Annotated in this window: 26 protein-coding genes; 13 read left to right on the forward strand and 13 right to left on the reverse strand. The window is 55.9% G+C overall.

Annotated elements, in window-relative coordinates; all coding sequences use genetic code 11:
• The first annotated feature begins 190 nt into the window (after positions 1 to 190).
• From DL239_RS10165 to DL239_RS10175, 3 genes are all read left to right on the forward strand, one after another.
• Complete coding sequence (locus DL239_RS10165) at positions 191 to 1,093, forward strand: fructose bisphosphate aldolase (protein ID WP_167683899.1); 903 nt, start codon at positions 191 to 193, stop codon at positions 1,091 to 1,093.
• A gap of 183 nt (positions 1,094 to 1,276) precedes the next feature.
• Positions 1,277 to 1,576 carry a hypothetical protein gene (locus tag DL239_RS10170; protein ID WP_167683900.1) on the forward strand — a complete coding sequence of 100 codons (300 nt, stop codon included), beginning with the start codon at positions 1,277 to 1,279 and terminating at the stop codon, positions 1,574 to 1,576.
• Positions 1,564 to 3,138: a methyl-accepting chemotaxis protein gene (locus DL239_RS10175; RefSeq protein WP_167683901.1), complete on the forward strand. Its 1,575-nt coding sequence runs from the start codon at positions 1,564 to 1,566 to the stop codon at positions 3,136 to 3,138. The genes DL239_RS10170 and DL239_RS10175 overlap by 13 nt, the downstream gene beginning before the upstream one ends.
• A 104-nt stretch (positions 3,139 to 3,242) precedes the next feature.
• Here DL239_RS10175 and DL239_RS10180 read toward each other — a convergent pair whose 3' ends face one another.
• The 5 genes from DL239_RS10180 to DL239_RS10200 form a co-directional block, all read right to left on the reverse strand.
• Positions 3,243 to 3,650 (reverse strand): universal stress protein, encoded by a 408-nt coding sequence (locus tag DL239_RS10180; protein ID WP_167683902.1) that lies wholly within the window; start codon positions 3,648 to 3,650, stop codon positions 3,243 to 3,245.
• Between the two features lie 94 nt (positions 3,651 to 3,744).
• Entirely contained in the window at positions 3,745 to 4,626 is an 882-nt protein-coding gene (locus DL239_RS10185) for a hypothetical protein (protein ID WP_167683903.1), read from the reverse strand.
• 125 nt (positions 4,627 to 4,751) lie between these two features.
• Positions 4,752 to 5,174: a hypothetical protein gene (locus tag DL239_RS10190; protein WP_206188418.1), complete on the reverse strand. Its 423-nt coding sequence runs from the start codon at positions 5,172 to 5,174 to the stop codon at positions 4,752 to 4,754.
• A gap of 116 nt (positions 5,175 to 5,290) precedes the next feature.
• Positions 5,291 to 6,073, reverse strand: coding sequence for a crotonase/enoyl-CoA hydratase family protein (locus DL239_RS10195; RefSeq protein ID WP_167683905.1), 783 nt, complete (start codon positions 6,071 to 6,073; stop codon positions 5,291 to 5,293).
• Positions 6,074 to 6,254: 181 nt separating this feature from the next.
• Positions 6,255 to 7,340 (reverse strand): SMP-30/gluconolactonase/LRE family protein, encoded by a 1,086-nt coding sequence (locus DL239_RS10200; protein WP_167683906.1) that lies wholly within the window; start codon positions 7,338 to 7,340, stop codon positions 6,255 to 6,257.
• A 235-nt stretch (positions 7,341 to 7,575) separates the two neighbouring features.
• Between DL239_RS10200 and DL239_RS10205 the strand changes: the two genes are divergently transcribed.
• The 3 genes from DL239_RS10205 (at position 7,576) to DL239_RS10215 (ending at position 9,924) form a co-directional block, all read left to right on the forward strand.
• Positions 7,576 to 8,478, forward strand: a complete 903-nt coding sequence (locus DL239_RS10205; protein ID WP_167683908.1) for an N-acyl homoserine lactonase family protein — start codon at positions 7,576 to 7,578, stop codon at positions 8,476 to 8,478.
• A gap of 58 nt (positions 8,479 to 8,536) precedes the next feature.
• Positions 8,537 to 9,649 (forward strand): pyridoxal phosphate-dependent aminotransferase, encoded by a 1,113-nt coding sequence (locus DL239_RS10210; protein ID WP_167683910.1) that lies wholly within the window; start codon positions 8,537 to 8,539, stop codon positions 9,647 to 9,649.
• A 95-nt stretch (positions 9,650 to 9,744) separates the two neighbouring features.
• A complete protein-coding gene (locus DL239_RS10215; protein ID WP_167683912.1) occupies positions 9,745 to 9,924 on the forward strand; it encodes a histidinol phosphate aminotransferase in 180 nt (59 codons plus the stop codon).
• Between the two features lie 56 nt (positions 9,925 to 9,980).
• On the opposite strand, the gene DL239_RS10220 is transcribed toward DL239_RS10215, so the two are convergent.
• Positions 9,981 to 11,192, reverse strand: a complete 1,212-nt coding sequence (locus DL239_RS10220; RefSeq protein WP_167683914.1) for a pyridoxal-phosphate-dependent aminotransferase family protein — start codon at positions 11,190 to 11,192, stop codon at positions 9,981 to 9,983.
• A gap of 220 nt (positions 11,193 to 11,412) precedes the next feature.
• On the opposite strand from DL239_RS10220, the gene DL239_RS10225 reads away from it, so the two are divergent.
• Complete coding sequence (locus tag DL239_RS10225; protein WP_167683916.1) at positions 11,413 to 13,284, forward strand: ABC transporter ATP-binding protein; 1,872 nt, start codon at positions 11,413 to 11,415, stop codon at positions 13,282 to 13,284.
• Between the two features lie 37 nt (positions 13,285 to 13,321).
• Here DL239_RS10225 and DL239_RS10230 read toward each other — a convergent pair whose 3' ends face one another.
• Positions 13,322 to 14,002, reverse strand: coding sequence for a TIGR04283 family arsenosugar biosynthesis glycosyltransferase (locus DL239_RS10230; RefSeq protein WP_167683918.1), 681 nt, complete (start codon positions 14,000 to 14,002; stop codon positions 13,322 to 13,324).
• A gap of 77 nt (positions 14,003 to 14,079) precedes the next feature.
• Here DL239_RS10230 and ygfZ point away from each other — a divergent pair, with 77 nt between their 5' ends.
• The 3 genes from ygfZ (at position 14,080) to DL239_RS10245 (ending at position 16,469) form a co-directional block, all read left to right on the forward strand.
• Positions 14,080 to 14,820 carry a CAF17-like 4Fe-4S cluster assembly/insertion protein YgfZ gene (gene ygfZ / locus DL239_RS10235; RefSeq protein WP_167683920.1) on the forward strand — a complete coding sequence of 247 codons (741 nt, stop codon included), beginning with the start codon at positions 14,080 to 14,082 and terminating at the stop codon, positions 14,818 to 14,820.
• Between the two features lie 56 nt (positions 14,821 to 14,876).
• Positions 14,877 to 15,800 carry an ABC transporter transmembrane domain-containing protein gene (locus DL239_RS10240; protein WP_167683922.1) on the forward strand — a complete coding sequence of 308 codons (924 nt, stop codon included), beginning with the start codon at positions 14,877 to 14,879 and terminating at the stop codon, positions 15,798 to 15,800.
• Positions 15,801 to 15,935: 135 nt separating this feature from the next.
• On the forward strand, positions 15,936 to 16,469 hold the full coding sequence (locus tag DL239_RS10245) for an invasion associated locus B family protein (RefSeq protein ID WP_167683923.1): 534 nt from the start codon (positions 15,936 to 15,938) through the stop codon (positions 16,467 to 16,469).
• Between the two features lie 74 nt (positions 16,470 to 16,543).
• Here the strand turns inward: DL239_RS10245 and efp are convergent, their stop codons facing one another.
• Entirely contained in the window at positions 16,544 to 17,107 is a 564-nt protein-coding gene (gene efp, locus DL239_RS10250; RefSeq protein ID WP_167683925.1) for an elongation factor P, read from the reverse strand.
• Between the two features lie 216 nt (positions 17,108 to 17,323).
• On the opposite strand from efp, the gene DL239_RS10255 reads away from it, so the two are divergent.
• Both DL239_RS10255 and DL239_RS10260 read left to right on the forward strand, forming a co-directional pair.
• Positions 17,324 to 17,641: a DUF6280 family protein gene (locus DL239_RS10255; RefSeq protein ID WP_127749698.1), complete on the forward strand. Its 318-nt coding sequence runs from the start codon at positions 17,324 to 17,326 to the stop codon at positions 17,639 to 17,641.
• Between the two features lie 135 nt (positions 17,642 to 17,776).
• Positions 17,777 to 19,231, forward strand: coding sequence for a cobyric acid synthase (locus DL239_RS10260; RefSeq protein WP_167683927.1), 1,455 nt, complete (start codon positions 17,777 to 17,779; stop codon positions 19,229 to 19,231).
• A 14-nt stretch (positions 19,232 to 19,245) separates the two neighbouring features.
• On the opposite strand, the gene DL239_RS10265 is transcribed toward DL239_RS10260, so the two are convergent.
• From DL239_RS10265 to DL239_RS10285, 5 genes are all read right to left on the reverse strand, one after another.
• Positions 19,246 to 20,412, reverse strand: coding sequence for a hypothetical protein (locus tag DL239_RS10265; protein ID WP_167683805.1), 1,167 nt, complete (start codon positions 20,410 to 20,412; stop codon positions 19,246 to 19,248).
• Positions 20,413 to 20,488: 76 nt separating this feature from the next.
• On the reverse strand, positions 20,489 to 21,907 hold the full coding sequence (locus DL239_RS10270; RefSeq protein WP_167683929.1) for a TolC family outer membrane protein: 1,419 nt from the start codon (positions 21,905 to 21,907) through the stop codon (positions 20,489 to 20,491).
• A 139-nt stretch (positions 21,908 to 22,046) separates the two neighbouring features.
• Positions 22,047 to 22,700, reverse strand: a complete 654-nt coding sequence (locus DL239_RS10275; protein ID WP_167683931.1) for a protein-L-isoaspartate O-methyltransferase family protein — start codon at positions 22,698 to 22,700, stop codon at positions 22,047 to 22,049.
• Positions 22,701 to 22,804: 104 nt separating this feature from the next.
• The gene (locus DL239_RS10280) at positions 22,805 to 23,314 is read right to left on the reverse strand and encodes a PhnA domain-containing protein (protein WP_167683933.1); all 510 of its coding nucleotides are present in this window, start codon (positions 23,312 to 23,314) and stop codon (positions 22,805 to 22,807) included.
• A 68-nt stretch (positions 23,315 to 23,382) separates the two neighbouring features.
• Positions 23,383 to 23,688, reverse strand: a complete 306-nt coding sequence (locus tag DL239_RS10285; protein WP_167683934.1) for a TraR/DksA family transcriptional regulator — start codon at positions 23,686 to 23,688, stop codon at positions 23,383 to 23,385.
• Between the two features lie 186 nt (positions 23,689 to 23,874).
• Here DL239_RS10285 and DL239_RS10290 point away from each other — a divergent pair, with 186 nt between their 5' ends.
• Complete coding sequence (locus DL239_RS10290) at positions 23,875 to 24,012, forward strand: entericidin A/B family lipoprotein (RefSeq protein ID WP_167683936.1); 138 nt, start codon at positions 23,875 to 23,877, stop codon at positions 24,010 to 24,012.
• The last annotated feature ends 207 nt before the right edge of the window (positions 24,013 to 24,219 follow it).

Raw genomic sequence — 24,219 nt, forward strand, 5'->3', positions numbered from 1 at the left:
GGGCGTGCCGAAGATCCGGCGCGCCCGTTTTTTTGTTGTCGTGCCCTGCATCGCCAAAAAAAGCGCCTTTTTGCGGGTGTCCTTCGTCAAATTATCAGTGTTAGCGCAATCGTTTAGGCAAGATGGGTGTCCCCCTACAAAACTGCGTGATAGACGGGCCGCAACCGAACTTTTGTGGAGACCTGGGTATATGACACAAGACCTTTCCATTCAGCAGCAGCAATTTGACCGTATCGCCAACGGTCAGGGTTTCATCGCGGCTCTGGACCAAAGTGGTGGTTCGACGCCCAAAGCGCTGGCGCTGTATGGCGTGACAAGCGATGCCTTTTCCAATGATGACGAGATGTTTGGCGAGATCCACAAGATGCGCACGCGCATCATCCAGGCGCCTGACTTTAACAGCCAGAAGATTCTGGGCGCGATCCTGTTTGAAAAGACAATGGATGGGCAAATTGATGGTACTCCGGTGGCCAGCTACCTGTGGGACCAATGTGGTGTTGTGCCGTTCCTGAAGGTCGACAAAGGTCTGGCGGATGAGGCCAATGGCGCGCAGGTGATGAAGCCGATGCCAGATCTAGATGCCTTGCTGGCCCGCGCTGGCGAAGCTGGTATTTTTGGCACCAAGATGCGTTCCGTTATCAAAACTGCCAACACCGACGGTGTGCGTGATGTGGTTGCCCAGCAGTTTGAGGTTGGCAAACAGATTGCCGCCGCTGGCCTGCTGCCTATCATCGAGCCAGAAGTCGACATTCATTCGGACACCAAAGGCGAGGCCGAGATCCTATTGAAGGCGGAACTGCTGAAGCAGCTGAACGCCCTGCCCGCAGACACCAAGGTTGCGCTAAAGCTGACCCTGCCAAATGTCTCTGGTCTGTATGACGAGCTGGCCGACCACGACAACGTTGTACGCGTTGTTGCCCTGTCCGGCGGCTACTCCACCGATCAGGCCTGTGCCCTGCTTAGCCAGAACGCCAAGATGATCGCCTCGTTCTCGCGCGCGCTGACCGAAGGTCTGAACGTTTCGATGAGCGACGACGAGTACAACACGGCACTGGGTTCGAACATCGGCAAGATCTGCCAAGCCTCGCTGTAAAGAGAAATTCAAGCAACCATTCAAAGGCCGTGCATTCAGCGCGGCCTTTTCTTGTTTCGGTTGCGCCATTTTTGAGCACTACTCGTTACCTTAGGTCATTTAACCCTTAAAGCCCCAAACCTGTTGTGTTGTTAAAGACTTTTAAAACCCTTCTACGGCAAGGCTCGGATTGAAGGGAACAAGATGTCTAATGTCACATTCATCATTGCCGCAGTGATTTTCGTGGTCGCCTCTCCCGTCCTGACATTGCTTTTTCAGAGCAAACCGCAGGCTGGTGAGGTTGCATTGGTTATCTCTGCCCCATGGGGGCCGGACACAGCACAAATTGCTGAACTGTCCGGCGTTCAGGAAATCTCCCCTGAACGTGCGCCTCTTGGTGCTCTTGTAACACTGGAAGACACTCAAAGTATTGACCGCCTTTATTCAAACGGAGCCTGGCTGGTCATCAATGGTAAGAAGGTTTTGGAACTATGCTCAAGTTAATCACACCGGACGGTGAACAGGCCACGCCACTGGGAAAAGTCGCCAGTGAGCGCAAGGTCCAACAGGTTTCCAGTTGGCTATTGATGCCGGCTCCCGCACTTGCCGCGTTTTACCTTAACGAAGCAGGAAACTGGTGGGTGCTTGCCCTACTGAGCATAACGCTGGGCGCCTTGGCCTATGTGACGAAACTGATGCCCAATTCGACCAGAGACTATGTGCTGACGTTTTGTTTTGTGGCGCACTGTATTTTGTTTACTGCGGCGCTGAACGGCCATGCCTGGCAACTTGACTCGCATATGCTGTTCTTTGCCGCCCTAGCGATTGTTTCAACGCTGGCCAACCCACGGGCGCTGATTTTTGCAACGGTTTTGGTTGCGCTACATCACCTATCGTTCAGCGTATTGCTGCCAAAGCTGGTCTATCCAAGCGGCGACGTAATGCAGAATGTTCAAAGAACCGTCTTTCACGCGGCTATTGTTTTGCTGGAAACCGGGGTGCTTTTGATCAGTCTGTTGAAAAGCGCTGCAGCAGATGCAGAACTAAAGCAGCAGCAAGAAGCCGCTCGGGAACAGGCACAAGCGGCAGAACGCGCTGAAGCCAAGGCAACACGCAGCCAGAAAGACGCCGAACATGTGGTTTCGGTTGTTGGAGAGCACCTTGGCCAGATGGCAGATGGACGGCTCGATTGTGAAATAGGCACGGAATTCCCCGCAGAATATGACCAGCTGCGGACCAATTTCAATGTCACCGTTGGAACATTGAAAGAGACCATCGAACAGGTCATGGAGGCCACCACCAGCATTAATGGCGGAGCCACTGAAATCAGTCGTTCGTCAGAAGATCTGTCCAACCGTACTGAAAGCCAGGCTGCAACCCTTGAGCAGACTGCCGCGGCGTTGGAAGAGCTGACAGTGTCGGTGACCTCGGCGGCCGAAGGCGCCCGCAGTGTGGAACATACCATGGGTGAAGCACGCCAAGAGGCAAAATCCAGTGGTGAAATCGTAAAGCGTGCGGTTTCAGCAATGACTGAAATTGAATCTTCGTCCGCACAGATTTCGCAGATCATCAGTGTGATCGATGACATTGCCTTTCAAACCAACCTACTCGCTTTGAATGCCGGGGTCGAAGCTGCACGAGCTGGCGAAGCGGGCAAAGGGTTTGCCGTGGTGGCATCCGAGGTTCGGGCCCTCGCCCAGCGCTCGGCTGATGCGGCAACCGAGATCAAGTCGCTAATCTCGGACAGCTCAAAGCAAGTGGAGCACGGGGTTGAACTGGTCGGGAAGGCTGGCGAGTCGATCGGCAATATTGTCGACCGCGTGACCCATATTTCCACCCTGATCACCGATATTGCCGAAGGTGCGGCGGAGCAATCGACCGGGCTGGGAGAAATCAACACCGGCGTGTCCCAGTTGGATCAGGTGACCCAACAAAATGCAGCCATGGTAGAAGAGGCCACAGCGGCAGGGCACCTTTTGCATTCAGATGCGGTAAAGCTGTCGGACCTCATGGCGCGGTTCCATCGGACCGAAGGCAGACAGAATCTTTCGGCATTTGCAGCCTAAAGTTACTTGTCCAACAGCGCGGGCTGCACCTTGTCTGGTTCAGCCCAAACGCAGAATTAGAACTACTCAAGGCCGCGCTTTGCCAAGTGCGGCCTTGGTGGTTTCTAGCGAATCACATGCACCGAACATTTCGCATGACGCACCACGCGGGCCGCTGTCGAACCTAGGAACAGATCCTCGAACCCTGGCCGATGCGAGGCAAGGACGATGCAATCCACGTCGCTTTCATCAGCGAAGTCGACAATCGCCCGTCCTGCGTGGCCAGAAATCAGTAGTGCTTCGGCCCCGGGCAAGGCTCTGGCCGATTGATTGAGCGCCTTTTCTACTTCGTTGCGGGTTTTTGTCAGCACTTCACTAGGGATCTCGGCGGTCACATAACTGGGAATACTTTCCATCACATGCACCACTGTGAACTTGGCATCATCATCCGCTAGCGCGCGCGCAGCCAGATAAGACGCCTGGGTATCGTGGCGATCGTCGAAAAGGACTGGAATAAGAATATGCTTATACATCACAAGCCTCCAACTCGGGTTTGATTTGAGGCCAGTGTAAGGGTAGTCGCAGGTTGGGACCTTGCGTTAGGTCAATACACTATCGCAGAGGATTTCAGGCCCATAATAGGACGATGGCACCTGTGATCAGCGCCATGATCATAAAGAACGCCGAGGCACCAAAGAAGAACGGGCGCGCGGATCGCAGTTTAGCCCGCACATCTTTACGGGTTCCAAAATAGACTGGCAGCCCCATAGCTAGGAACGGCACCGGGACAAGCCTGTTGTTCCTGAGACGGCCAATGGCCCAGATGGTTTGCCCCGTCTTCAGCATCCAGGCTTCAACCCGGCGGAACCGTTCTTTGGGGTCCTCACCATATTTCAAGGACATCTCAATCTGGTTGGTCGGCCGGTTGATCAGCATTTCATTGACCAGAAAAGTCGGGATCGTACCGGGTGCCGGACGCGATTGCGCCTTGGCATTTTCTAAAATACCCGGCGCAATCTTTTGCGGCATTGCATCGGTTAGGTTCGGGAACCCGTTCAGGTCGATCGCACCTGATGTCGTGATGATCTGTGTGGGCACCTGAAAAACCCCCTCATATCGCAACGACTTGTTGTCCTCTCGACTGCGCTTGCGGGCCTCGTCCCGTGTCGTTTCCATGCCTGCCTCGGTGCTGAGGATACGGAAATGACAGGCAAGGATTTCGTGATCCAGTTCTACCAGTGGCACGGCCTGCCCATGGACAGCGCAAACCGCGCCCTCCTTCCCGGTTCCATCCGAGCGCATCATGATGCGCTCCAACCGCAAGTCGCGTATCGCAACAGCCAAGGGAACCAAGCCTAGGGCGATCAGCACCGTAGGCAGCAACGCCAGATCAGCCGTTGGGCCAAGCCAGAAATAGAACCAGTTCAGCGCCAGAAAGATCGCCACATAGGGGGCTATGCGTGCGGCGCGATACCCTATGGCCCTGGCAAGGCTGATGTTTAGCGACATTTCGCCCTCCTGTGGCGGCAAAAGCGATACAAACAAAAGCTAGCTGGGACGTTGGGTTTGACCAGACAGCGGTCACTCAGCTTACTTAAGTGTCACGAGCATTGGCTCTAACACAAAACCAAGCTCTACTGTCGTGGAGCGTTATCGATCAGCAATTGCAGGCTCGTGATGCTATACTTGAAAATGATAGGCGGCAGATATGGTCTAGTCTCCAAGCACAGGGCCAGATTGTGCAGCCCATCGAAAGTGCCAATCTGCATCATCACGTCACGGCCGACACAAGCGTCTGCAATGGCCAATGCATCAGCCAGTTTCAAGGCATTCGCGATCTGCGTGTCTGCCAACACTCCAGTTCTGTGGTCATGCGCCTTGATCGCCCCTAGAGCGTCGACCGGAAGCCTCCCTTCCAGCCACTGCGCAGTGACTTGCAGTTTTTCAGCAATACGCCGCATCAGATGTGCCACGATCCGCGAATGCGCGGCCTTGTTGCTGTTCGCCAGATGCTTATCGAGCAGACCCTGCGCCTGCCTAAGTGTCAACATAACCACAGACTACAACCTAAACGAAAAACAACCAAACCCGGAAACACCAGTCCGCCTCTTCATCTGGCCAAAAATATCCCGGGGTGAGGCCCAAAGGCCCGAGGGGCAGCGCCCCTTATCCTTTATTCAAACACCGGCTTACGCCCACCCATCTGAGCGGCGATCACTTCCATCTGCTCTGGCTTGCCAATCAAGGGCACCTGCTCGGCTGATTCCGCCAGCAGCACCGCCTCGCGGTCCTCGGCTTCGGCCCGCTCGATCAGCCGTTTGGCAGCCCGGATGGCGTTGGGGCCTTTCAGCGCAATCTGCTCGGCCAGTTCCTGAGCACGGGCCAGTGGGTCATCAGCCAGTTCTGTCACCAGCCCCCAATCCAGCGCCTGAGGGGCCTGCACCACCTCGGCCGTGTAGGTCAGCCGCCGCAGTATGTCTGAGCGCAGCAGTTTGGGCAGAAACACCATGCCGCCCATGTCGGGGACGATGCCCCACTTCATTTCCATCACTGACAGTTTGGCATCTGGCGCAGCAATACGAATGTCAGCGCCCAGCGCCAGTTGCAGCCCACCGCCATAGGCTGCACCCTGGATCGCCGCGATCACAGGCACCGGGACTCGGCGCCAGACCATCGCGACCTCTTGCATTTCATTGGCATCGTGGTGACTGCGGGTCATCAGCCATTCCTCGGGATCAACCTGGCTCAACTTGGCAAGGCTCATCAGATCCAGCCCGGCGCAAAAGCTTTTGCCCTCGCCCGACAACACCACCGCGCGCGCATCCGAGGCGGCAACCTCTTGCCCGGCGGCGATGATCGCCTGAACCATCTCGGGGTCCAGCGCGTTCATTTTGTCCCCGCGGGTCAAGGTCACATGGGCGATGTGGTCTTTGTACTCGATTGATACGCGCGCCATGGTGATGTCTCCTGTTTTGATCTCGCGATCACAGTGCCGTGGAAATCGCAATGCCGCCAGCCTGACGCCGGGGCATTAGGGTAGACATCAGCCAACGCGCAACAAAAGTGGTCCAAACCTGAGGGGAAGGTCAGGCGCGGCCCGGTGTGCCACCGGGCACAACACTTGCAGCCTTGTTAGTTCAGTGCACCTTGATTGGCGGCATGTCCCCCACCGACATGCGGGCAAAACCATCGCTGTCCAGCGTCATGACATAGAACTGATCCCCCACGATCTTGCCGCCGGTTGTTATGCCCAGACGCCCCGTCGGGTCTTGCAAAGTGCGTAGGATGTTTCCCTGCCCGTCAAAGTGCACCATCATGCCGCGATGGATTGGGGCTGGTCGCACCATGGGGCCCAAGCGCCAGACCACTTTACGCAAGAACGGGTATGGCATCAGCGCCTCGGCCGGAACACGGGGGCTGGCAAAGGCAAGCCAATAGGTGCCATCGCCCTGGGCCTCAAGATTGTCGGGATAGCCGGGCAGATTATCCAGGAAAACCTCTTGCTGTCCGGCCTTGGGGCCTGTCAGCCACAGACGGTGCATTCGCGCGCGACCGGTTTCGTTGATCAGCAAGAAATCTTCGTCGGGCGATAAGGCCACACCGTTGGTATAGACAAAACCTGTTGCGATTTTCTCGACTGTGCCATCCGGCAGGCGCCGCGCCACATAGCCGGTGTCTGATTGCTCCCAGATGGTCATGACCGAGGTTGGCTTGGTACCGCCCAGCACCTCAGGGTCAAACCTGTCGGATGAGTTCGAGAAGTAGATGGTTCCGTCCCGTCCCACATCCAACTGGTTGGGGTAGATGACCGGCGCGCCGTCAATCTGATCGACCAGAGTTTCCAACGTCCCCACCCCGCTCCAGCGCAGGATGCCGCGGAAACTGTCTGCGATGTACAGCGCGCCGTCTGGACCAGCCTTTAGCCCCAGCGGACGGCCACCCAGTTGATCAACCACCTTGGGGCTCTCACCATCAATGCGATACAGCGCACCGATCAAATCCGTGGTGTAGACCGTACCGTCGGGCATCACCGCCAAATCCTCGGGGCCAATCGCGCCTTCTCGCAGGGTGACCATTTGGGCAGCATCCAACGCGTTGTTGGGAACATAATCCCCGGTGAAACCCTGCGATTTAGGAGGTTCGTAAGCCACCGGAGCAACCGGCACTGGCCAGAACAGCAGGTAGCCAAAGCCAATCAAAAGAATTCCCAAAACAATACGCATTTGAGCCCAGCCTTTTATATGCGGTGAAATTCAACCAATGCCCATCTTTGGAACAGGATTGATCCCGCGACAAGGTATGTCTGGGTAATCGTCGTTGAGACACATCAAGGCTCGCTCTGCGTCGCTGTGATACCCTGCGCTTAGCATTTACGCCCCTTTGCCGCACAATATTCCGCGAAGGTTCGACCGAATTTCGAAGTTCATCTGATTTAATCTGTGAACGGGAGATCATTTCATGACCCATGCTCCGCAAGACCAAATCGTCACAAATGCCATTGCAGACCAAGCGATTTCATCTGTCACGGTTCTAAGCACAGGACAGGCTGAGCAGCATTGGGAACACCGATACGGCAGTCGGCTTCCGCAGCTTTGGTGGGTGTTCTTTTCCAAAAACTGGGTGCCTGTGCCCATTCAGCTCTTTGTTATTCAGCACCGGGATGGATTGGTCCTGTTTGACACGGGTATCGACCCGGCGATCCTGAGCGACAAGGGCTATATTCGGCAGGCTATCGGGCGCTTTTTGTTGCCGAGGATTTTCCGGCTGCACATTAGCGCGCAGGACCGGTTGGACCATGTCTTGGCACGCGCGGGTTTCGCCGCGAGTGATGTACGAAAAGCTGTGATTTCACACCTTCATTTCGACCATGTGGGCGGGATTGCCCAAATCCCGCAGGCTGATCTGCTGGTGAACAGTCGGGAATGGGCGATGCTGTCAGAGCCGCACCCCGAGAGAGAATGGATCCTGCGCGAGCATATTGAAATTCCTTCAGCCAATTGGCGGCAGGTGTCATTTCAGCCAACCGACAACCCCTTATTCGAGGATTTTGATGGGGTGGTTGATGTTGCTGGAGACGGATCGATGATCCTGTTGCCTACGCCCGGTCACACGCCGGGGTCGATGTCGATGCTGATCCGCCGTCCGGGCTGGGCGCCAATTCTGCTGGTTGCAGATCTAACCTACGAGGCGGCCTTGCTTGAACAGGACATTGTTCCGGGCACTGGCGACCGTGATGCGCTGCTTGCGTCGTTTGCCAAGGTCCGGCGGCTAAAAGAAAAGCTGCCCGGCCTTGTTATTGTTGCATCACACGATGCAGCGGCGCGTGGTCTGTTGGCGCAAGCGACAGGTTCTGGCGAATAGGTTTGCTGTCAACCTAGCGGGCCTTGTTGTTTCGCCCGCGATGGGATTATCTGACCCTATGTCAAATGCACGCTACACCCCGCTTACCCAATCCCTGCCCGCAACGGTGCCCTTTGTTGGGCCTGAAACCCAAGAACGCGCACGCGGGTCGGCGTTTGAGGCAAGATTGGGGGCAAATGAAAACATTTTTGGCCCCTCGCCCAAGGCGATTTCAGCGATGCAAGAGGCCGTTGGCGGTTGCTGGATGTATGGCGACCCCGAGAATTATGACCTGCGGCAGGCGCTGGCGACGCATCACGGGGTATCGGCGCAGAACATCGTGGTTGGCGAAGGCATCGACGGGTTGCTGGGCTATCTGGTTCGATTGCTGATTTCCCCCGGTGACAGTGTTGTCACCTCGCTAGGGGCCTATCCGACCTTTAACTACCATGTCAGCGGGTTTGGCGGGGTTATTCATACAGTGCCCTATGTGGACGACCACGAAGATCCGGCCAGCCTGTTTGCCAAGGCGGCTGAGGTTGGCGCCAAGATTGTCTATCTGGCCAACCCAGACAATCCGATGGGCAGCTACCACCGGGGCGAAGACATTGTCGCCGCGATGGACCACCTGCCCGAGGGCTGCCTGCTGCTGCTGGACGAAGCCTATGTTGAATGCGCCCCAGAGGGGACTGCCGCCCCGGTTAGTTGTGATGATCCGCGTCTGATCAGAATGCGTACCTTTTCCAAGGCATACGGAATGGCTGGCGCACGGATCGGCTATGCCATGGCTGCGCCTGACTTGATTTCGGCCTTTAACAAGGTGCGTAATCATTTTGGCGTGAACCGCATCGCTCAGGCCGGGGCACTGGCCGCGCTGAAGGATGACGCCTGGCTGGATCATGTCCTGAAACAAATCTCAATCGCCCGCGACCGTATCGGGGATATTGCCCGAGACAATGGGCTGACTGCCCTACCCTCGGCCACCAACTTTGTTGCAATCGATTGTGGGGCTGATGCGGGCTTTGCGAAACGGGTTCTGGATGGGCTCATTAGCCAGGGGATCTTTGCAAGAATGCCGTTTGCTGCCCCACAGAACCGCTGCATTCGTATTAGCTGCGGCCCACAGGTTGATCTTGACGCATTTGCCGCTGCTCTACCAGCCGCACTTCAGTCTGCGCAATCGGCGAAATAACGCAGACTTCACGATTAATTGGCAATCCATTTACCGGACATTGTCAAAGCCTGACCTAGATTATTGCATGTACCCACCGAAAAATGGAGGTCACTATGCAAGATCAAAATCTTCCAGAGAAGCCCGACATCTTATCGATGGCGATTGCCTTTCTGGGCATAAACTTGATGTGGATTTTTGTCGTAATCTGGGTGGGATATGGCTTGGTCCCCGTGTTTGTATTAGCCGTCCTAATCAACCATCTCATCACCCGGCTAGACCACCGCCTGAATTAAGCGCAACTGACGTGTTCACAGCGAAATTTTCCGTTAGGAACGAGCGAATTCCCCTGTTAGCCCGTAGCCAGAATCTTGGCAGCAGCCTCTACCGCGCCCGAGCCATGTGGAATATTCAGGGCCTGCAAACCAGTCTCGATGCCGCCCAGCATGCCCATCACCATGTGGCCGTTGACGTGGCCCATATGCCCCAACCGAAAGTATCCGTGCCATTCGGGTGAATCGGATGGTGCCATGCCAAGGCCAATTCCAAGGGTCAGCCCCAGATTCTGCTCTAGCCAGTCCCGTAGGCGTGTACCGTTCGGGGCTCCAATGTGAATCGAGGTGACAGCATGGGACCGCAAGCTCGGCTCGCTTACGTTCAGGCGCATTGGGCCACCATCTTGCCCCCAGACCTCGCAGGCAGTCCAGATCGCCTGAGCCAGGCGCTGGTGTCGAGCCCAGACATTATCCATCCCTTCCGCGTGGATCAGATCAAGCGCTGCCCGCAGGCCATAGAGATGATGAGTCGGGGCTGTTCCGTTGAAAAACTGGTAGTATTCTTGTGGGCGGGCACGCGGCTGCCAATCCCAATAGCCACTGACCCGCGGCATTGCGTTGCGCACTGCGTCCGCCTTGTCATTGAAGAACACAAAACCCAGACCGGGTGGCACCATCAGTCCCTTTTGGCTGGCTGCAACCAACACGTCGACGCCCCATGCGTCCATTTCCACTTGATCGCAGCCCAATGAAGCGATGCAATCGAGCATCAGCAACGCGGGGTGGTTCAACTCGTCCATCAATGCCCGCAGCGCGACGATGTCGTTGCGAATCGAGGTCGACGTGTCGACGTGCACTGCCAGAACCGCTTTGATCCGACGGTTAGGATCATTCTTCAGGCTATGCGCAACCTGCTCCAGATCCCAGCATGAGCTCTGGTCGTGGCTTAGCTGTTCGACCTCGGCCCCCAGCCCCCGTGCCATGAGCGCCCAGCCCTGACTAAATTCGCTGGCGCCGGGCACGAGGACCCGATCGCCCGGTGATATGACGTTGGACAGAGCTGCTTCCCATGTGCCGTGCCCATTGGCGATGTAGATCGCGACGTTATGATCGGTTTGCGCCACCCGTCGCAGGTCGGGGATCAACCCATGGGTCATCTCGACCAGCTCACCTGCATAGATATTCGGAGAGGCGCGGTGCATCGCCTGCAACACCTGATCCGGAATGACCGAGGGTCCGGGAATTGCCAGATACGCACGCCCTGCCGTCAATTTCACAGTGTCTGCCATTGGTCTGTGCCCTTTGCCGGTCAGCCCTCGATGGGCCGATTTGTGATCAAATTCCCCCACACAGTATCCTCGGCACCCAGCGCGTCAATCCATGGAAGCGCATCAGATCGCCAGCCGGTCCCTTCTGCAAAGCTTGCGCCTATGGATACAGGTGTTTAAATGGCCCAGAGCATCATAAAGGCCCATACATGATACCACTGTCCCGGCGAAAGTTCCTCTTATGACTGTCAAAACGACTGTCAAACCAAAGTCCTCTCGCGAGTTGATGGGTTGGCTTTGGCGGGGATATCTGCGCCAATACATGCCGCTTTTGGGGCTTGCAGCCATATTCATGTTGATCGAAGGCGGTACCGTTGGTGCGCTGAGTTACATGATGCAGCCAATGTTCGACCTTGTATTTGTAGACGGAAATTCGGACGCATTGTTCTGGGTTGCAATGGCCTTTTTTGTCATCTTCACGCTGCGTGGGATGGCCAGCGTTTGCCAAAAGGTTATCCTTAGCAAGATCTCTCAGACTTCCGCCGCGCATCTGCGCAAAGACATGCTGGCGCGGTTGATCCGACAAGATCCCTCGTTCCACCAGATCAACCCACCCGGCTTTTTGATCCAACGTATCCAAAGTGACGTGGGCGCGATCAATTCGGTCTGGCGGGCTGTGGTAACTGGGGCTGGGCGCGACATGGCGCAATTGGTTGCTGTCATTGGCGTGGCGATCAGTGTCGACTGGATCTGGACTGTGGTCATGCTGGTCGGCTTGCCGGTAGTGCTGGTTCCCATTGCAGCGATCCAACGCTATGTGCGCAAAAAGGCCAGCCAGGCACGTGATCTTGGCGCCTCATTGGCGGTGCGACTAGACGAGATTTTTCACGGCATGGTGCCAATCAAACTAAACAACCTTGAGGACTATCAGACGGACCGATTTGCCGGTCAAACCAGCACATTTGTACGGGCAGAAGTCAGGGCCTCGCTGGGCACTGCGTCAATTACTGGCATGATCGACATGATGGCCGGAATCGGTGTGATGGGTGTTGTGCTGTATGGCGGCGGCGAGATTATTTCTGGCGAGAAGACTGTTGGCCAGTTCATGACGTTTTTCACCGCGATTGGTCTGGCGTTTGATCCGATGCGCCGGTTGGCAGCAATCAGTGGTATCTGGCAAACCGCCGCAGCGGCGCTGGAGCGGATCAAAGAGTTGATGGATGAACCGATTAAACTGACCTCGCCAGCCAAGCCTGCTGCGTTGCCGACCGGGTTGCCGAAAATTCAGCTGGATGACGTAACCCTGCGTTATGGCGATGCAGAGGTTTTGCGAAACCTGTCTTTGGAGGCCGAAGCTGGCAAGACCACTGCCTTGGTCGGGGCCTCGGGCGCTGGCAAGTCGACCATTTTCAACCTGTTGACCCGTTTGATCGACCCCCAGGAAGGCGCGGCGACGGTTGATGGGATTTCGGTTGCGGACTTGGAACTGACCGATCTGCGAACGTTGTTTTCGGTGGTAACGCAAGAAGCTGTGCTGTTTGACGAGACCCTGCGCGAAAATATCCTGCTTGGGAGAACTGATGTTTCGGATGCGCAGCTACAAAAGGTGCTAGAGGCCGCTCATGTGGCGGACTTTTTGCCCAAGCTGCCAGACGGATTGGAAACCTTGGTTGGCCCCCGTGGTTCGGCCCTTTCGGGTGGTCAGCGACAAAGGGTGGTCATTGCGCGGGCTTTGCTGCGCGACAGCCCCATTTTGTTGCTCGACGAGGCGACATCGGCACTGGACGCAAAATCTGAGAAAGTGGTTCAACAGGCGTTGGACAAGCTGTCAGGTGGCCGCACCACGCTGGTCATCGCGCACCGATTGTCGACCATCCGCAACGCGGATAAGATTGTGGTCATGGAGCGCGGAGAAGTCGCCGATCAGGGCACGCATGATGAATTGCTGTCGCGTGGTGGCATCTATGGTGATTTGTACCGACTGCAGTTCCAAGATGGCAAAACCCTAGTGGACCGGCAGGGAGTCGAGGCTCAGGCGCCAGCAATTGCGCAGGACTCAACAATCCGACCCAATTGGTGGCAACGTATTGGTCGTAAGGTCTTTGGGTCCTGACCTAGTTGGGGTGCATGTTGCCAAGCAACATTGCGCCTTATTTTCCGTATGATCGGGCCAACGCTTCAGTCCTGGCGCCAAGGGCATAACGCAGCAGCAACAACAAGTTGCGCCCCCCGCGGCGCAGCCAGCCCTGTTGCTGATACCGCGTCGCACTTGTCTGGGCATGGGCGGGCAACTCTTGCAAGCCTTTCAGACGACGTACCATTGCAACATCTTCCATCAGGGCCTGATCCCGGTAACCACCGGTAGCGTCATAGTCACTGCGTTGTATCAACAGGGCCTGATCGCCGTAGGGCAGTCCAAAAAGTCTTGAGCGCAGGTTGGCCCAGCCCGCAACGACCCCCGGCATCACTCCGCTCGCCCGGAACCTGAGCTTGAAATAGGCTGGTCTGCCGCCACCGTCGCGCAGGTGCTGTGACACCACCTTGCTCCACCCGGCTTCTAGCTGCGTATCAGCATGCAAAACTAGCAGCCAGTTGCCCTTTGCCAATTCACATCCGCGCTGCAATTGCCCCCCACGTGAGGCAGGCCCCTGAATGAATTGCGCACCAGCGGCATCGGCAATCTTATCCGTTGCATCCTGCGAGCCGCCGTCGGTGATGATAAGCTCTCGGATCAGCCCCGTTGCCAGCCCTTCCATCAATGCCTCTAAACACTCCGGCAGTTCGTTCGCTGCATCTAAGGTTGGAATGACAAGGCTTATCTCGGCGGGCATCTGGGCTTTTCCTGTTTTCTTCCGGTCCCGTTGCTATATCACTGAGACAGAATATGACCATGCCAATGGAGACCCAAATGAGCCAACGCCGCATTCTGCGCCTGTCCGGTCCCGATGCTCGCAGCTTTTTGCAGGGTCTGGTGACAAATGATGTGACCAAGATCGACCAAGGTTCGGTCTATGCAGCGATGTTAACGCCGCAGGGAAAGTATTTGGCTGACTTCTTTCTACTGTCCGACGGAGACGATGTCTTGCTAGACGTTGCTGAAGATCTGGCGGACGGGTTGTTTAAACGACTGTCGATGTACCGGTTGCGGGCACAGGTCGAGATTTCAGACAGTGATACGCAGGTTTCACGCGGAACCGGGCCTGCCCCGTCGGGGGCTTTGGCTGATCCGCGCCATGACGCGATGGGTTGGCGGTTGTATGGTGATGTCAGTGGCGACGATGGCAGTGATTGGGACGCAATCCGGGTGGCCCATTGCATTCCAGAAACTGGGATAGAGCTGACCACGGACAGTTTTATTCTGGAGGCCGGTTTTGAGGCCCTGAATGGGGTCGATTTCCGCAAGGGTTGCTATGTCGGTCAGGAAGTCACCGCTCGGATGAAGCACAAGACAACGCTGCGAAAAGGATTGTGCCAAGTCGAAATCGACGGACACGCAGCACCGGGGACGTCTGTCACCATAGATGGCAAAGTGGCAGGCACTCTGTTCACTCAATCCGGGCCTAGGGCCATCGCCTATCTACGGTTTGACCGCGCGAAGGGTGATATGCAGGCCGACGACGCAATTGTTCGAATGATCAATCCGGGTTGAGCTATTCCGCTATCCGGTCCACGATCCAGCAAAACAGGTAAGGAACGAGGCCAGCTTTGCTACAGCTATACACTGCCATCTGGCGCGTCAGTGGAGGCCGTCAGCTTGTCCTGATCGCGTTTTCGATAGCAATTGCCGCTTTGGCTGCACTGCCGCTTAAGTTTCAGCAGGAAATCGTCAACGCGCTGACTGATGGCGCCGCAACGGCCGAGTCTCTGTTTTGGCTCGGAGCGGGCATGATGGGGGCTATTGTCCTTAGCCTGGTGTTGAAGTGGCTGTTGGGTCTGCGTTCTGGTGTGCTGGGTGAAGACATAATAAGGCTGCTTCGTAATCGTCTGTATTCAACTACCGAAGGGCATCAAGAAGGCTCCAGCTCTATCCAAACTGGCACGCTGACGACCGCTATTTCCGCCGAGGCCGAAGAACTGGGCAAGTTTGCCGGCAGTGCATTTTCTGAGCCAGTGGTGCAGATAGGCACGTTAATCAGTGTGATCGGCTTCATTGCCTCGACCCAACCGGGGTTAGGCGCCATTGCACTGGCGATGATCGCTCCACAGGTTGCCTTGGTTTTGTTCACTCAGAGCCGGATCAACGCATTGGTGGCCATGCGGGTTCATATTCTGCGTCGGGCAACAGATCAGATAAGTGTCGCTGAGGCGGCCGAGGCTGAGCAAACTGTTTTGAAAGAATTCGACCGAATCTATGAAACCCGTCGACAGATGTTCATCTGGAAGTTGTCGACCAAGTTCCTGCTAAGCGCAATCAACGGGGCCGGAACCGTGGCTGTTCTGATGCTGGGTGGTTGGCTGGTTCTACAGGGACGCACGGATGTCGGAACCGTTGTGGCCGCTACATTGGGGTTGTCCCGCCTGCAGGGGCCGACGGCCTTTTTAATCGCATTTTACCGGCAGGTAAGCGCCAATCGCGTCAAGTTCGAACTATTGCGCGATATCCTACCCCCGCGTGTTAACGCAACGTAAGTTCAGGATATAAAGAAAGTTTCGCCAATTAGTTGAGCGAAAGGGCCTGTAGATTCACACTAATTTTAGACGAACATGATCTTGCATTACTACGCCCCTGTGTAACTTTTGACATAGACTTCGAAGGATTGTTTGATGCGAGTATTCCTTGCCCTTGCACTGGCCGCTGCCTCGGCCGTACCGGCCAACGCCGGTTACTGGAACTATAATGATTGGCATGTTTCCACTGACCAATTTGACACAGGCGAGGACGTACGAGTCACCTGCTATGCTCATACGGGTGGTGATGGCGACCCTGTATGGGCGTTGGAAATCTCCAACGGAGATGCGGGACCGCCGGACTTCTTCCCTGCCCCGCGTCTGGTCGAGGTTGCCCCCAGACACCACCAAACCATGATGCATGACAATCAAACCATCGAGTTCGTTTTTGAAGCGGGCCCGACGGTCCCGGCCCAAGCGATGGCCTATGTAAACGAAGATGGTCTGTTTCAGGCAGAAAGCAGCCCCGCGCATAACTCAGTTTTAATGATGCTGATGGCGATGCGCCGCGGGACCACTGTCGAGGCATTGGGTGATAGTGAAGTCATCGCAACTGCTTCTCTGAAAGGGTTCACGGCAGCCTATGGCAAGATGATGGATGAGTGCGGCTTTACCCTGACTATGAACTAAACAAACCACGATCCGTATACAAAAGGCCCCGCGCTGGCGACAGCACGGGGCCCTTGTTTTTGATACCAGTCCACTTAGGCGCGTTCGGCGTATTCCATAGTGTCAGTGTTGACGACAATCATTTCGTCCTGACCAACAAACGGTGGAACCATCACACGGACACCGTTGTCCAAAACTGCTGGCTTGAACGATTTGGCTGCGGTCTGTCCTTTGACCACTGGCTCTGTCTCAACAACCTTGCAGACCACTTTCTGTGGCACGGTGGCATGCAGAGCTTCGGATTCGTAGAATTCCACAACGATAGTCATACCATCTTGCAGAAACGGGCGACGCTCGCCCAAAAGTTCGGCAGGAAGCTCAATTTGTTCATAGGTTTCAGTGTCCATGAACACCAGCATTCCGTCGCTCTCATAGAGAAACTGCTGGTCCTTTTGCTCTAGGCGAACTTTTTCAACTTTATCGGCACTACGGAACCGTTCGTTAAGCTTGGAGCCGTTACGAAGATTTCGCAACTCAACCTGAGCAAAAGCTCCGCCTTTGCCGGGTTTCACATGATCGACCTTAACAGCGGCCCACAGACCGTCGTTATGTTCAAGCACTGCGCCGGGGCGGATTTCGTTTCCGTTGATTTTGGGCATGAGAAAAATCCTGTCCGGGTGTTGATGATTTGTTAACCGTTCCTATATCTGGCGGGATGATGCGTGGCAAGACAACGATATTTTGTGGTTAGCAAGAAAAAGGTATGCGCAATTTGCATGACAGCCATGCAACAAGAGCCTATCCGAATCGTTCAAGATCAGTCATAAGGAGCGTCACGCCAGAATTGCAATAGCAAGAACAACAAAGGAAACGAGATGAGAGATTTCGTTGACGGCACAGCTTTTAACAATGAGCAAGGCAACCGAGCCCGCAAACTGTTCGCAGCTGTAGTCTTGGCTGCGTTGGATGATGCCATTGCAGACGACAAAAAATATGGCAATGGACCTGAGCAGATTGCTCGTTGGGCACGTTCGCGCGATGGTCGCGAAGTATTGTCTTGTGCCGGTATCGACCCAAATGAGCGGGTTGTGTCCGGACTGATGGACTTTGTTGGTCGTGGTGTTCGCACCTCGGTTGCACTGTCCCGTGAAGAAAGCGAGCGCCGCAATGCTGCGCAGGCAGAAGCCGCCTAAGTCAGGCCGCAATCAGACTAAAAAGGCGCGTCCTGGGGGGCGCGTTTTTTTATTTCAGAGTACCGTTTTTGACCGACCTCGGACTTCCCTCGCAGGCTAAAATCAGTCATGCCAAGGAAAACACGGGAGGCAGGCATGGCCAAGGCAATCATGATACAGGGCACCGGCAGTAATGTCGGCAAGTCGATGATTGTGGCTGGTCTGGCGCGGGCTTTCGTGCGCCGTGGCCTAAAGGTCGCCCCATTCAAGCCGCAGAACATGTCGAACAACGCTGCGGTTACACCCGAAGGCGGTGAAATTGGCCGCGCTCAGGCCCTTCAGGCCCGTGCGGCCATGTTGCAGCCGCATACAGACATGAACCCAGTTTTGCTAAAACCCGAGAGCGATACCGGGGCGCAGGTCATCGTTCAGGGCAAACGACGCGGCACGCAGGCCGCCGGATCGTTCATGCGTGACAAGTCTGGCCTGCTAGAGGCGGCGCTGGATAGTTTCCACCGCTTGGCTGCTGGCGCCGATCTGGTGTTGATCGAAGGTGCGGGATCACCTGCTGAAACCAACCTGCGCAAGAACGACATAGCCAACATGGGGTTTGCCTGCGCGGCGGATGTGCCCGTGGTGCTGATCGGCGACATTCATCGTGGTGGGGTTATCGCTCAGATTGTCGGTACACATGCGGTTCTGGATCAGCAAGACCTTGATCACGTTGTTGGCTTTGCCGTGAACCGGTTTCGCGGAGAGTTAAGCCTGTTTGACGGTGGTCGCGATGATATAGCGCGCCGCACTGGTTGGCCTTCTATGGGAGTCATCCCGTGGTTCTTTGACGCTTGGAAACTGCCTGCCGAGGACATGATGGATATTGCCTCGCATAAAGGTGGGGCCTGCAAGGTTGTGGTGCCACAGCTAGAGCGAATGGCGAATTTCGATGACTTGGACCCGCTGGCGGCAGAACCCAATGTCACGGTAGAAATCATCCCAGCCGGACGGCCCCTGCCCGGTGATGCCGATCTGGTGCTGATTCCCGGTAGCAAATCTACCATCGGTGATCTGGCCTACCTTCGGGCGCAGGGCTGGGACATCGACATTCAGGCGCACTACCGCCGGGGTGGTCACGTGCTGGGGCTGTGTGGCGGCTATCAAATGCTCGGGAAAGAGATCCACGATCCTGAAGGTGTTGATGGTAAGGCCGGGAAAGTTACTGGGCTTGGGCTGTTGGACATTTCAACCACCATGGCAGGTGAGAAAAAGGTCGCACTGCGGCAGGCCCATACCATTGGCGGCAATGAACCTGTGTCAGGCTACGAGATCCACATGGGTCGCAGCGAAGGGCCGGACTGCGCGCGCGCATGGCTAAACGTCGAAGGCCGCCCCGAGGGAGCTGTTTCTGCTGACGGACGGGTCCGAGGGTCATACCTGCACGGGCTATTCAGCTCGGATGTATTCCGGGCAAAGTTCCTTGCGGATCTAGGGCATGAAAGCGTGGCTGGATACGACGATGGGGTCGAGGCAACGCTGGATGCGCTGGCGGACCATTTGGAGCAGTATATGGATTTGGATCAACTGTTTGAACTGGCCCGGCCGGTCAAAGGCTGAACCTGCTGCAGGATTTAACCGAGGCCCTGCACAGCCAGGGCACGGTGAATTTCGCGGCGGACCAGCTTGCGCACATTGCGGGTAATACGTTCCCCCAGAGCGCCTTGCAGCTCTTCGCGCACGATGTCAGTGACCAGTTCACGCAGAGTTTCTTCGTCCATCACCGTTTCATCATCGGCGATACCGCCAAGAACTTCATCGGCAACAGCCTGTTCAGCCAAATGAGTGGAGTCCAGGACGTCTGCTTCGGCACGATCGAAAGTGGGTTGGTCGGATGCCGGTGTCACCTCAGGCGTGACATCAACCTGCGGATTAACGTCAACAGGCTCTTCCGTCTCAGCCGTGGCGAAAGGAGCCACCTCATCCAACTCTTCTTCGAGATCTTCCCAAGCCAGTGTCTCGAACGAAGTACCTGCATTAGCCTCGTTTGATTCGCCATCCGGCTCCCATTGCTCGTCAGCCTGACCAATAGCGGCTTCCAGGGCGGCAATTTTCTCGGCAAAGCTTGCGGATGATTTTGTATCAGCCGATACATCAGCCTCAGCTTCACAGTCCGACGTTGATCCGGTTACCCCAGCTGCTGCAAAAAGGGTTGCACCAGGCTTTTGCCAGGGTGCGTCGCCCAGTGCTTCAGCTTGTGTTTCAGCCAGTGTTTCGGTCTCTGACCTGGCTGCTGCGGTCTCTGCCGCCTGTTCAGGCTCAGCCTTTGGCTCCTCGCCAGCCTGCTCGGCGACCTGATGAACAATCGTATCGTTGCCAAAAACCACCGGCTCTACCGAAGGGAGAGCAGTGACAGGTTGCTCTAGAACCAGCGCCACTGATTGTTTCACCTCGAGCGCTTCGTCCGGCTGTTCGTTTTTTAGCGAAACAGATGGTTGCGCCTCAGGCCGTCCGGCCTGTGAAAGCTCGCCTACTCTGTCTTCATCTATCATTACTGCGGCCGACATCTCTCCGGCTGATAGTTCCGCGGACAGCGTATTTTCAGTGCTCTCGGATCGATCAGAAGAAGTCACCAAATCATTTGTCACGCGCAAAGAAGGCGTCAGAACCAGACGCGGCACTGATTTCGTTTTGGGTGCCGGTTTGATTGGAAGTGGGGATTCGCGACCGTCTTCGCTTACCAAGCGGCGAATCGAAGACAACACATCTTCTATCTCAGAATGTGTTACAGGTTCGGACATAGCTCACTCATCACTTTCGCCTCTAATACGAAGTGTAACGGGATTAGCTTTTTCACACAACCGATAGTACGAATTGTTAATTCTTTCCTAAGGCTTTCATCACCCGATCCAAATCTTTGCTGCGCTGACTGACATGTGCTGGCGCATCTTTGACCAGGTTATAATATAGGGTCGGATCATAAATTTCGACTGACAGCCCCAGATGTTCAGCAGTCAAAAGTCCCTGCGAACTAAGCAACCCAAAGGCCGCAATGACCTGGTTCGCGCGCGCCTGAACTCGCGAGGTTTGAGCGTCGAGGAGCTCTTGCTCGGACTGCAGGACATCCAGCGTTGTTCGCGCACCCAAGGTCGCTTCTTCGCGGATGCCGTCAAAGGCAACCTGAGCGGCACGGACCCGCTCGTTCGAAGACACCAGACTGGCGCGTGAGGTTTCGAGAATGACATAGGCCTGACTGACAGTCTGCGCTACCGATCGCTGCACCGAAATCAAGGCGCCCTTTTCCGCATCTAACCGAGCCACGCTGGCACGGCTGCCAGCCGCTAGCGCACCACCGGCATAGATTGGTTGCGAAAGAGTCAGGCTAGTATTGGAAGAGTTTGAACCACCGGAGCCATTCCAAGAGTCAGTATAAGAGGCCGTGGCGCCAAACGACACGCTTGGTCCCAGGGATTTCGACACACTCTTGGCCGTCAGTTCAGCGGCCTTTACTGAGTGCTGCTGAGCCAGAAGCGACGGGTGGTTGCGTGCAGCAACAGAGTGCGCTGCCTGCAAGGATGTAACCCGTTGTGGCAAACTGGGTTGGCCTGCAAGGCTACCCGGAGAATGGCCAACCACTTCGATATAGACAGCCTGCGCGGTCAACAGATCACCACGGCTCTCGGTTAGGCTAGCCTGAGCACCTGCCACCCGGCTTTGCGCCAGTGCAACATCTGTCCGCGTGACTTCGCCAACCTCAAAACGGTCCTGAGCGGCCTTTAGTTCTTCTTGCAGCAGTCGCAAGTTATTGCCGCGCAGCGACACCGTATCTTGCTGCAGCAAGACGTTTACGTAGGCCTGCACAGCATTGAACAAAACCTGTTGTTCGACATTGAGAAGAGACTGCCGGGTTGCCAGCACGGTTTCTTGCGCCGCCAGCTGGCTAAGTTGTGATGCACCACCGTCGAACAGCAACCATTGCAGGTTGATGCCTGTGGACAGGCCCTCACTATTGGACTTTGAAATCGCCGAGCCTGTATTTACACGGCTATAGGACTGTTGTGCTGACAGCGTCCAGTTGATCACCGGGCGCAGCTTAGCCACCGCAATCGCAACATTCTCGTCCGTTGCACGCAACAGCGCCCGATTTTGCTCTAGCAAGCCACTGGTTTTATAGGCGCCAATCATCGCGTCCGAGATGTTGTCTGCCTGCGCGACCTTAGGGGCGAGAGCAACGGCAACAAGCCCGCCTGCAAAAACGAAGGTTTTTAAAAAGCCTTTTGAAACTGTCTTGCGCATCTATATCGCCCCATCTGCCCAGAGCTATGTTAGCCCTTTTTACTAAAAAACCGGCCCGGGTTAAACTGGTCCCGGGCTCAGCACACTAATCTGGTTGCCGCAGTTCAGAACTGCAAGTCCAGCGCGCCCTTATTAAGGATCAGAGCGCAAATTCTTTGGCCGCAGCAAATCCCGGCAACACCGGAGCGCCTGCATTGAACGCAAACCGCCACGAGATTTTATCGCCATTCTTGTACCCGACTTTGACCTGCCCTAGGGCACCGGTCATAAAGATCGCAGCAATTCGCCCGCCGTCTTTCAACTGATCCAAAAGCGATTGAGGAAGGTCCTCGACCCCACCCTGTACCAGAATGACGTCATATGGGCCATGTTCCGCAGCGCCCTCTTCCAGAGGCGCAACATGCACGATGGCATTGTCGGCACCAATCTCGCTCAGCTGTGTCTGCGCCTCGGCGGCAAGCTCTTCGTCGCCTTCAACGGCGATCACCATCTGTGCCAAACGAGCAACAACGGCAGAGGAGTAACCCATACCACAGGCCACATCCAACACCAGTTCATCGCCCTGCACGTCCAGTGCGTCCAGCATTTTGCCCAGAGTACGCGGTTCTAGCAAAGTGCGGCCCTGCCCCAGATCGATGTTCTGGTCGGCATATGCCGCCTCACGCTGGGCGCCAGCTACGAAGTTTTCACGCGGCACGTTCAGCATGGCGTCGATAATTGGATACTTGGTGACGTCCGACGGGCGGACCTGTGTATCAACCATCATGCGGCGGCGTTCGGCAAAGTCAGTCATGTGCTAAACTCTTCTGTTCAGTCGGTTGTAAAAGGTTGTGCCACATCCCCGCAGGCGCGGCAACGGGGCGAAAGGGAAATTGCATGCACCGTTGCCGTACAGTTCTATTTCTTTTTCACAAACTGGGTCAAAATCACGATGCGCTGGCCTTCGACCCGGCCTTCGATGTGTTCGGGATTGTCTGCCACCAGAGAAATGCTGCGCACTGCGGTGCCGCGTTTGGCGGTGAAACCGGCCCCTTTGACCACCAGATCCTTGATCAAGACCACTGTATCGCCCTGGCTAAGCATCACACCGTTGCTGTCTTTGTGCTGGCTTGGCGTCGCAACATTATCAGCCCAGGCGCGGGCCTCGTCATCCAACCACAGCTGATCCGCCAGATCCCGCGCCCAGTCATGGTCCGACAACCGAGCCAACAGCCGCGCTGCCAGCACCTGTACGGCCACATCTTCGGACCACATCGATGAAGACAGGCAGCGCCAGTGATTAGGCTCCAGTTCAGCTTCGATCTGGGTACGGCAGATTTCGCAGATCGCAGCCACAGCGCCGTCGGGGCCACCCGAAACGGGGTAGTCGGACAGCGGGGTGTCGGCAGAACATAGGGCGCAGGTCATTGGGAAAGGCTCCGAAAATCAGGGGTCAGAGCTGCTATAGGTCAGGATGCCGCCAATGGAAAGCAAGGCTAACGGTCGCAGTTGCCACAAAATGGGGTCGCCGGGTTGCTATCCAGATGTGCATCGTCAATGTCGTCTCCGCAAATCTGACAGAACCCATAGCTGCCCTCTCGCAGGCGCGCCAGCGCCGCTTCGATCTGATGCAGTTCATCTGCGTTGCTGTTTCCCCTAATTTCATCGCTTGGCCGCGTCGGCTGCTCTAGCTGCCAACTCAGCGGCCTTGCCCCAACCAATTGGCGTTTTGCACCCGGCAACTTCCCGGCCAATCCCCGCCGAATTGTCTCTAGCGCATACCTTCGAGCGGCCAAATTCATCTCCTTACTCCTTTTCCATATCGCGTGCCCATCTAACGCAACAAAGATCTTTGATCATTGCCCTGCAGCAATAAACTCACCGAATAAAAGAAGACTAATTGCGTCAGGCAACCGGAGCGGTCGGCAGATCTGGTACAGGTGTTGGAATGCTGATAGATCTCGTCGAGATCAATGACGGAGACCACAATGACTAAAGTTATCGCCCTGGGCCTGGCCCTACTTAGCCTAGCCGCCTGCGAAACCACCAAGGGTGCGGGCAAAGACATTTCCAAAGCAGGTAGCGCCATCAGCGGCGCCGCACAGGATGTTCAGAACTCGTTCTAAGGCGTCTCGGAACTGCCAAATATTTCACCAAGCAGCTTAGCCTGATTGGTAAAGCTAAGGTCAGGCGCGGCCCGGCCTATCAGCCGGGCTAGTAGCTTGCTAGGAGATCGTGCAACAGAAAACGGCGGAGCTGACGCCCCGCCGTTTTAACTGATGTGATTGATTTTGACGGGTGTGAGTTCCTGCTAATGGCCCGCAGAACACGAC

The sequence above is a fragment of the Parasedimentitalea denitrificans genome, assembly GCF_011813015.1.
Taxonomy (GTDB): Bacteria; Pseudomonadota; Alphaproteobacteria; order Rhodobacterales; family Rhodobacteraceae; genus Parasedimentitalea; species Parasedimentitalea denitrificans.

Coding starts and splice junctions, on each gene's coding strand:
- DL239_RS10165 (WP_167683899.1), top strand. CDS start 191: ATGACACAAGACCTTTCCATTCAGCAGCAGCAATTTGACCGTATCGCC.
- DL239_RS10170 (WP_167683900.1), top strand. CDS start 1,277: ATGTCTAATGTCACATTCATCATTGCCGCAGTGATTTTCGTGGTCGCC.
- DL239_RS10175 (WP_167683901.1), top strand. CDS start 1,564: ATGCTCAAGTTAATCACACCGGACGGTGAACAGGCCACGCCACTGGGA.
- DL239_RS10180 (WP_167683902.1), bottom strand. CDS start 3,650: ATGTATAAGCATATTCTTATTCCAGTCCTTTTCGACGATCGCCACGAT.
- DL239_RS10185 (WP_167683903.1), bottom strand. CDS start 4,626: ATGTCGCTAAACATCAGCCTTGCCAGGGCCATAGGGTATCGCGCCGCA.
- DL239_RS10195 (WP_167683905.1), bottom strand. CDS start 6,073: ATGGCGCGCGTATCAATCGAGTACAAAGACCACATCGCCCATGTGACC.
- DL239_RS10200 (WP_167683906.1), bottom strand. CDS start 7,340: ATGCGTATTGTTTTGGGAATTCTTTTGATTGGCTTTGGCTACCTGCTG.
- DL239_RS10205 (WP_167683908.1), top strand. CDS start 7,576: ATGACCCATGCTCCGCAAGACCAAATCGTCACAAATGCCATTGCAGAC.
- DL239_RS10210 (WP_167683910.1), top strand. CDS start 8,537: ATGTCAAATGCACGCTACACCCCGCTTACCCAATCCCTGCCCGCAACG.
- DL239_RS10215 (WP_167683912.1), top strand. CDS start 9,745: ATGCAAGATCAAAATCTTCCAGAGAAGCCCGACATCTTATCGATGGCG.
- DL239_RS10220 (WP_167683914.1), bottom strand. CDS start 11,192: ATGGCAGACACTGTGAAATTGACGGCAGGGCGTGCGTATCTGGCAATT.
- DL239_RS10225 (WP_167683916.1), top strand. CDS start 11,413: ATGACTGTCAAAACGACTGTCAAACCAAAGTCCTCTCGCGAGTTGATG.
- DL239_RS10230 (WP_167683918.1), bottom strand. CDS start 14,002: ATGCCCGCCGAGATAAGCCTTGTCATTCCAACCTTAGATGCAGCGAAC.
- ygfZ (WP_167683920.1), top strand. CDS start 14,080: ATGAGCCAACGCCGCATTCTGCGCCTGTCCGGTCCCGATGCTCGCAGC.
- DL239_RS10245 (WP_167683923.1), top strand. CDS start 15,936: ATGCGAGTATTCCTTGCCCTTGCACTGGCCGCTGCCTCGGCCGTACCG.
- efp (WP_167683925.1), bottom strand. CDS start 17,107: ATGCCCAAAATCAACGGAAACGAAATCCGCCCCGGCGCAGTGCTTGAA.
- DL239_RS10255 (WP_127749698.1), top strand. CDS start 17,324: ATGAGAGATTTCGTTGACGGCACAGCTTTTAACAATGAGCAAGGCAAC.
- DL239_RS10260 (WP_167683927.1), top strand. CDS start 17,777: ATGGCCAAGGCAATCATGATACAGGGCACCGGCAGTAATGTCGGCAAG.
- DL239_RS10265 (WP_167683805.1), bottom strand. CDS start 20,412: ATGTCCGAACCTGTAACACATTCTGAGATAGAAGATGTGTTGTCTTCG.
- DL239_RS10270 (WP_167683929.1), bottom strand. CDS start 21,907: ATGCGCAAGACAGTTTCAAAAGGCTTTTTAAAAACCTTCGTTTTTGCA.
- DL239_RS10275 (WP_167683931.1), bottom strand. CDS start 22,700: ATGACTGACTTTGCCGAACGCCGCCGCATGATGGTTGATACACAGGTC.
- DL239_RS10280 (WP_167683933.1), bottom strand. CDS start 23,314: ATGACCTGCGCCCTATGTTCTGCCGACACCCCGCTGTCCGACTACCCC.
- DL239_RS10285 (WP_167683934.1), bottom strand. CDS start 23,688: ATGAATTTGGCCGCTCGAAGGTATGCGCTAGAGACAATTCGGCGGGGA.
- DL239_RS10290 (WP_167683936.1), top strand. CDS start 23,875: ATGACTAAAGTTATCGCCCTGGGCCTGGCCCTACTTAGCCTAGCCGCC.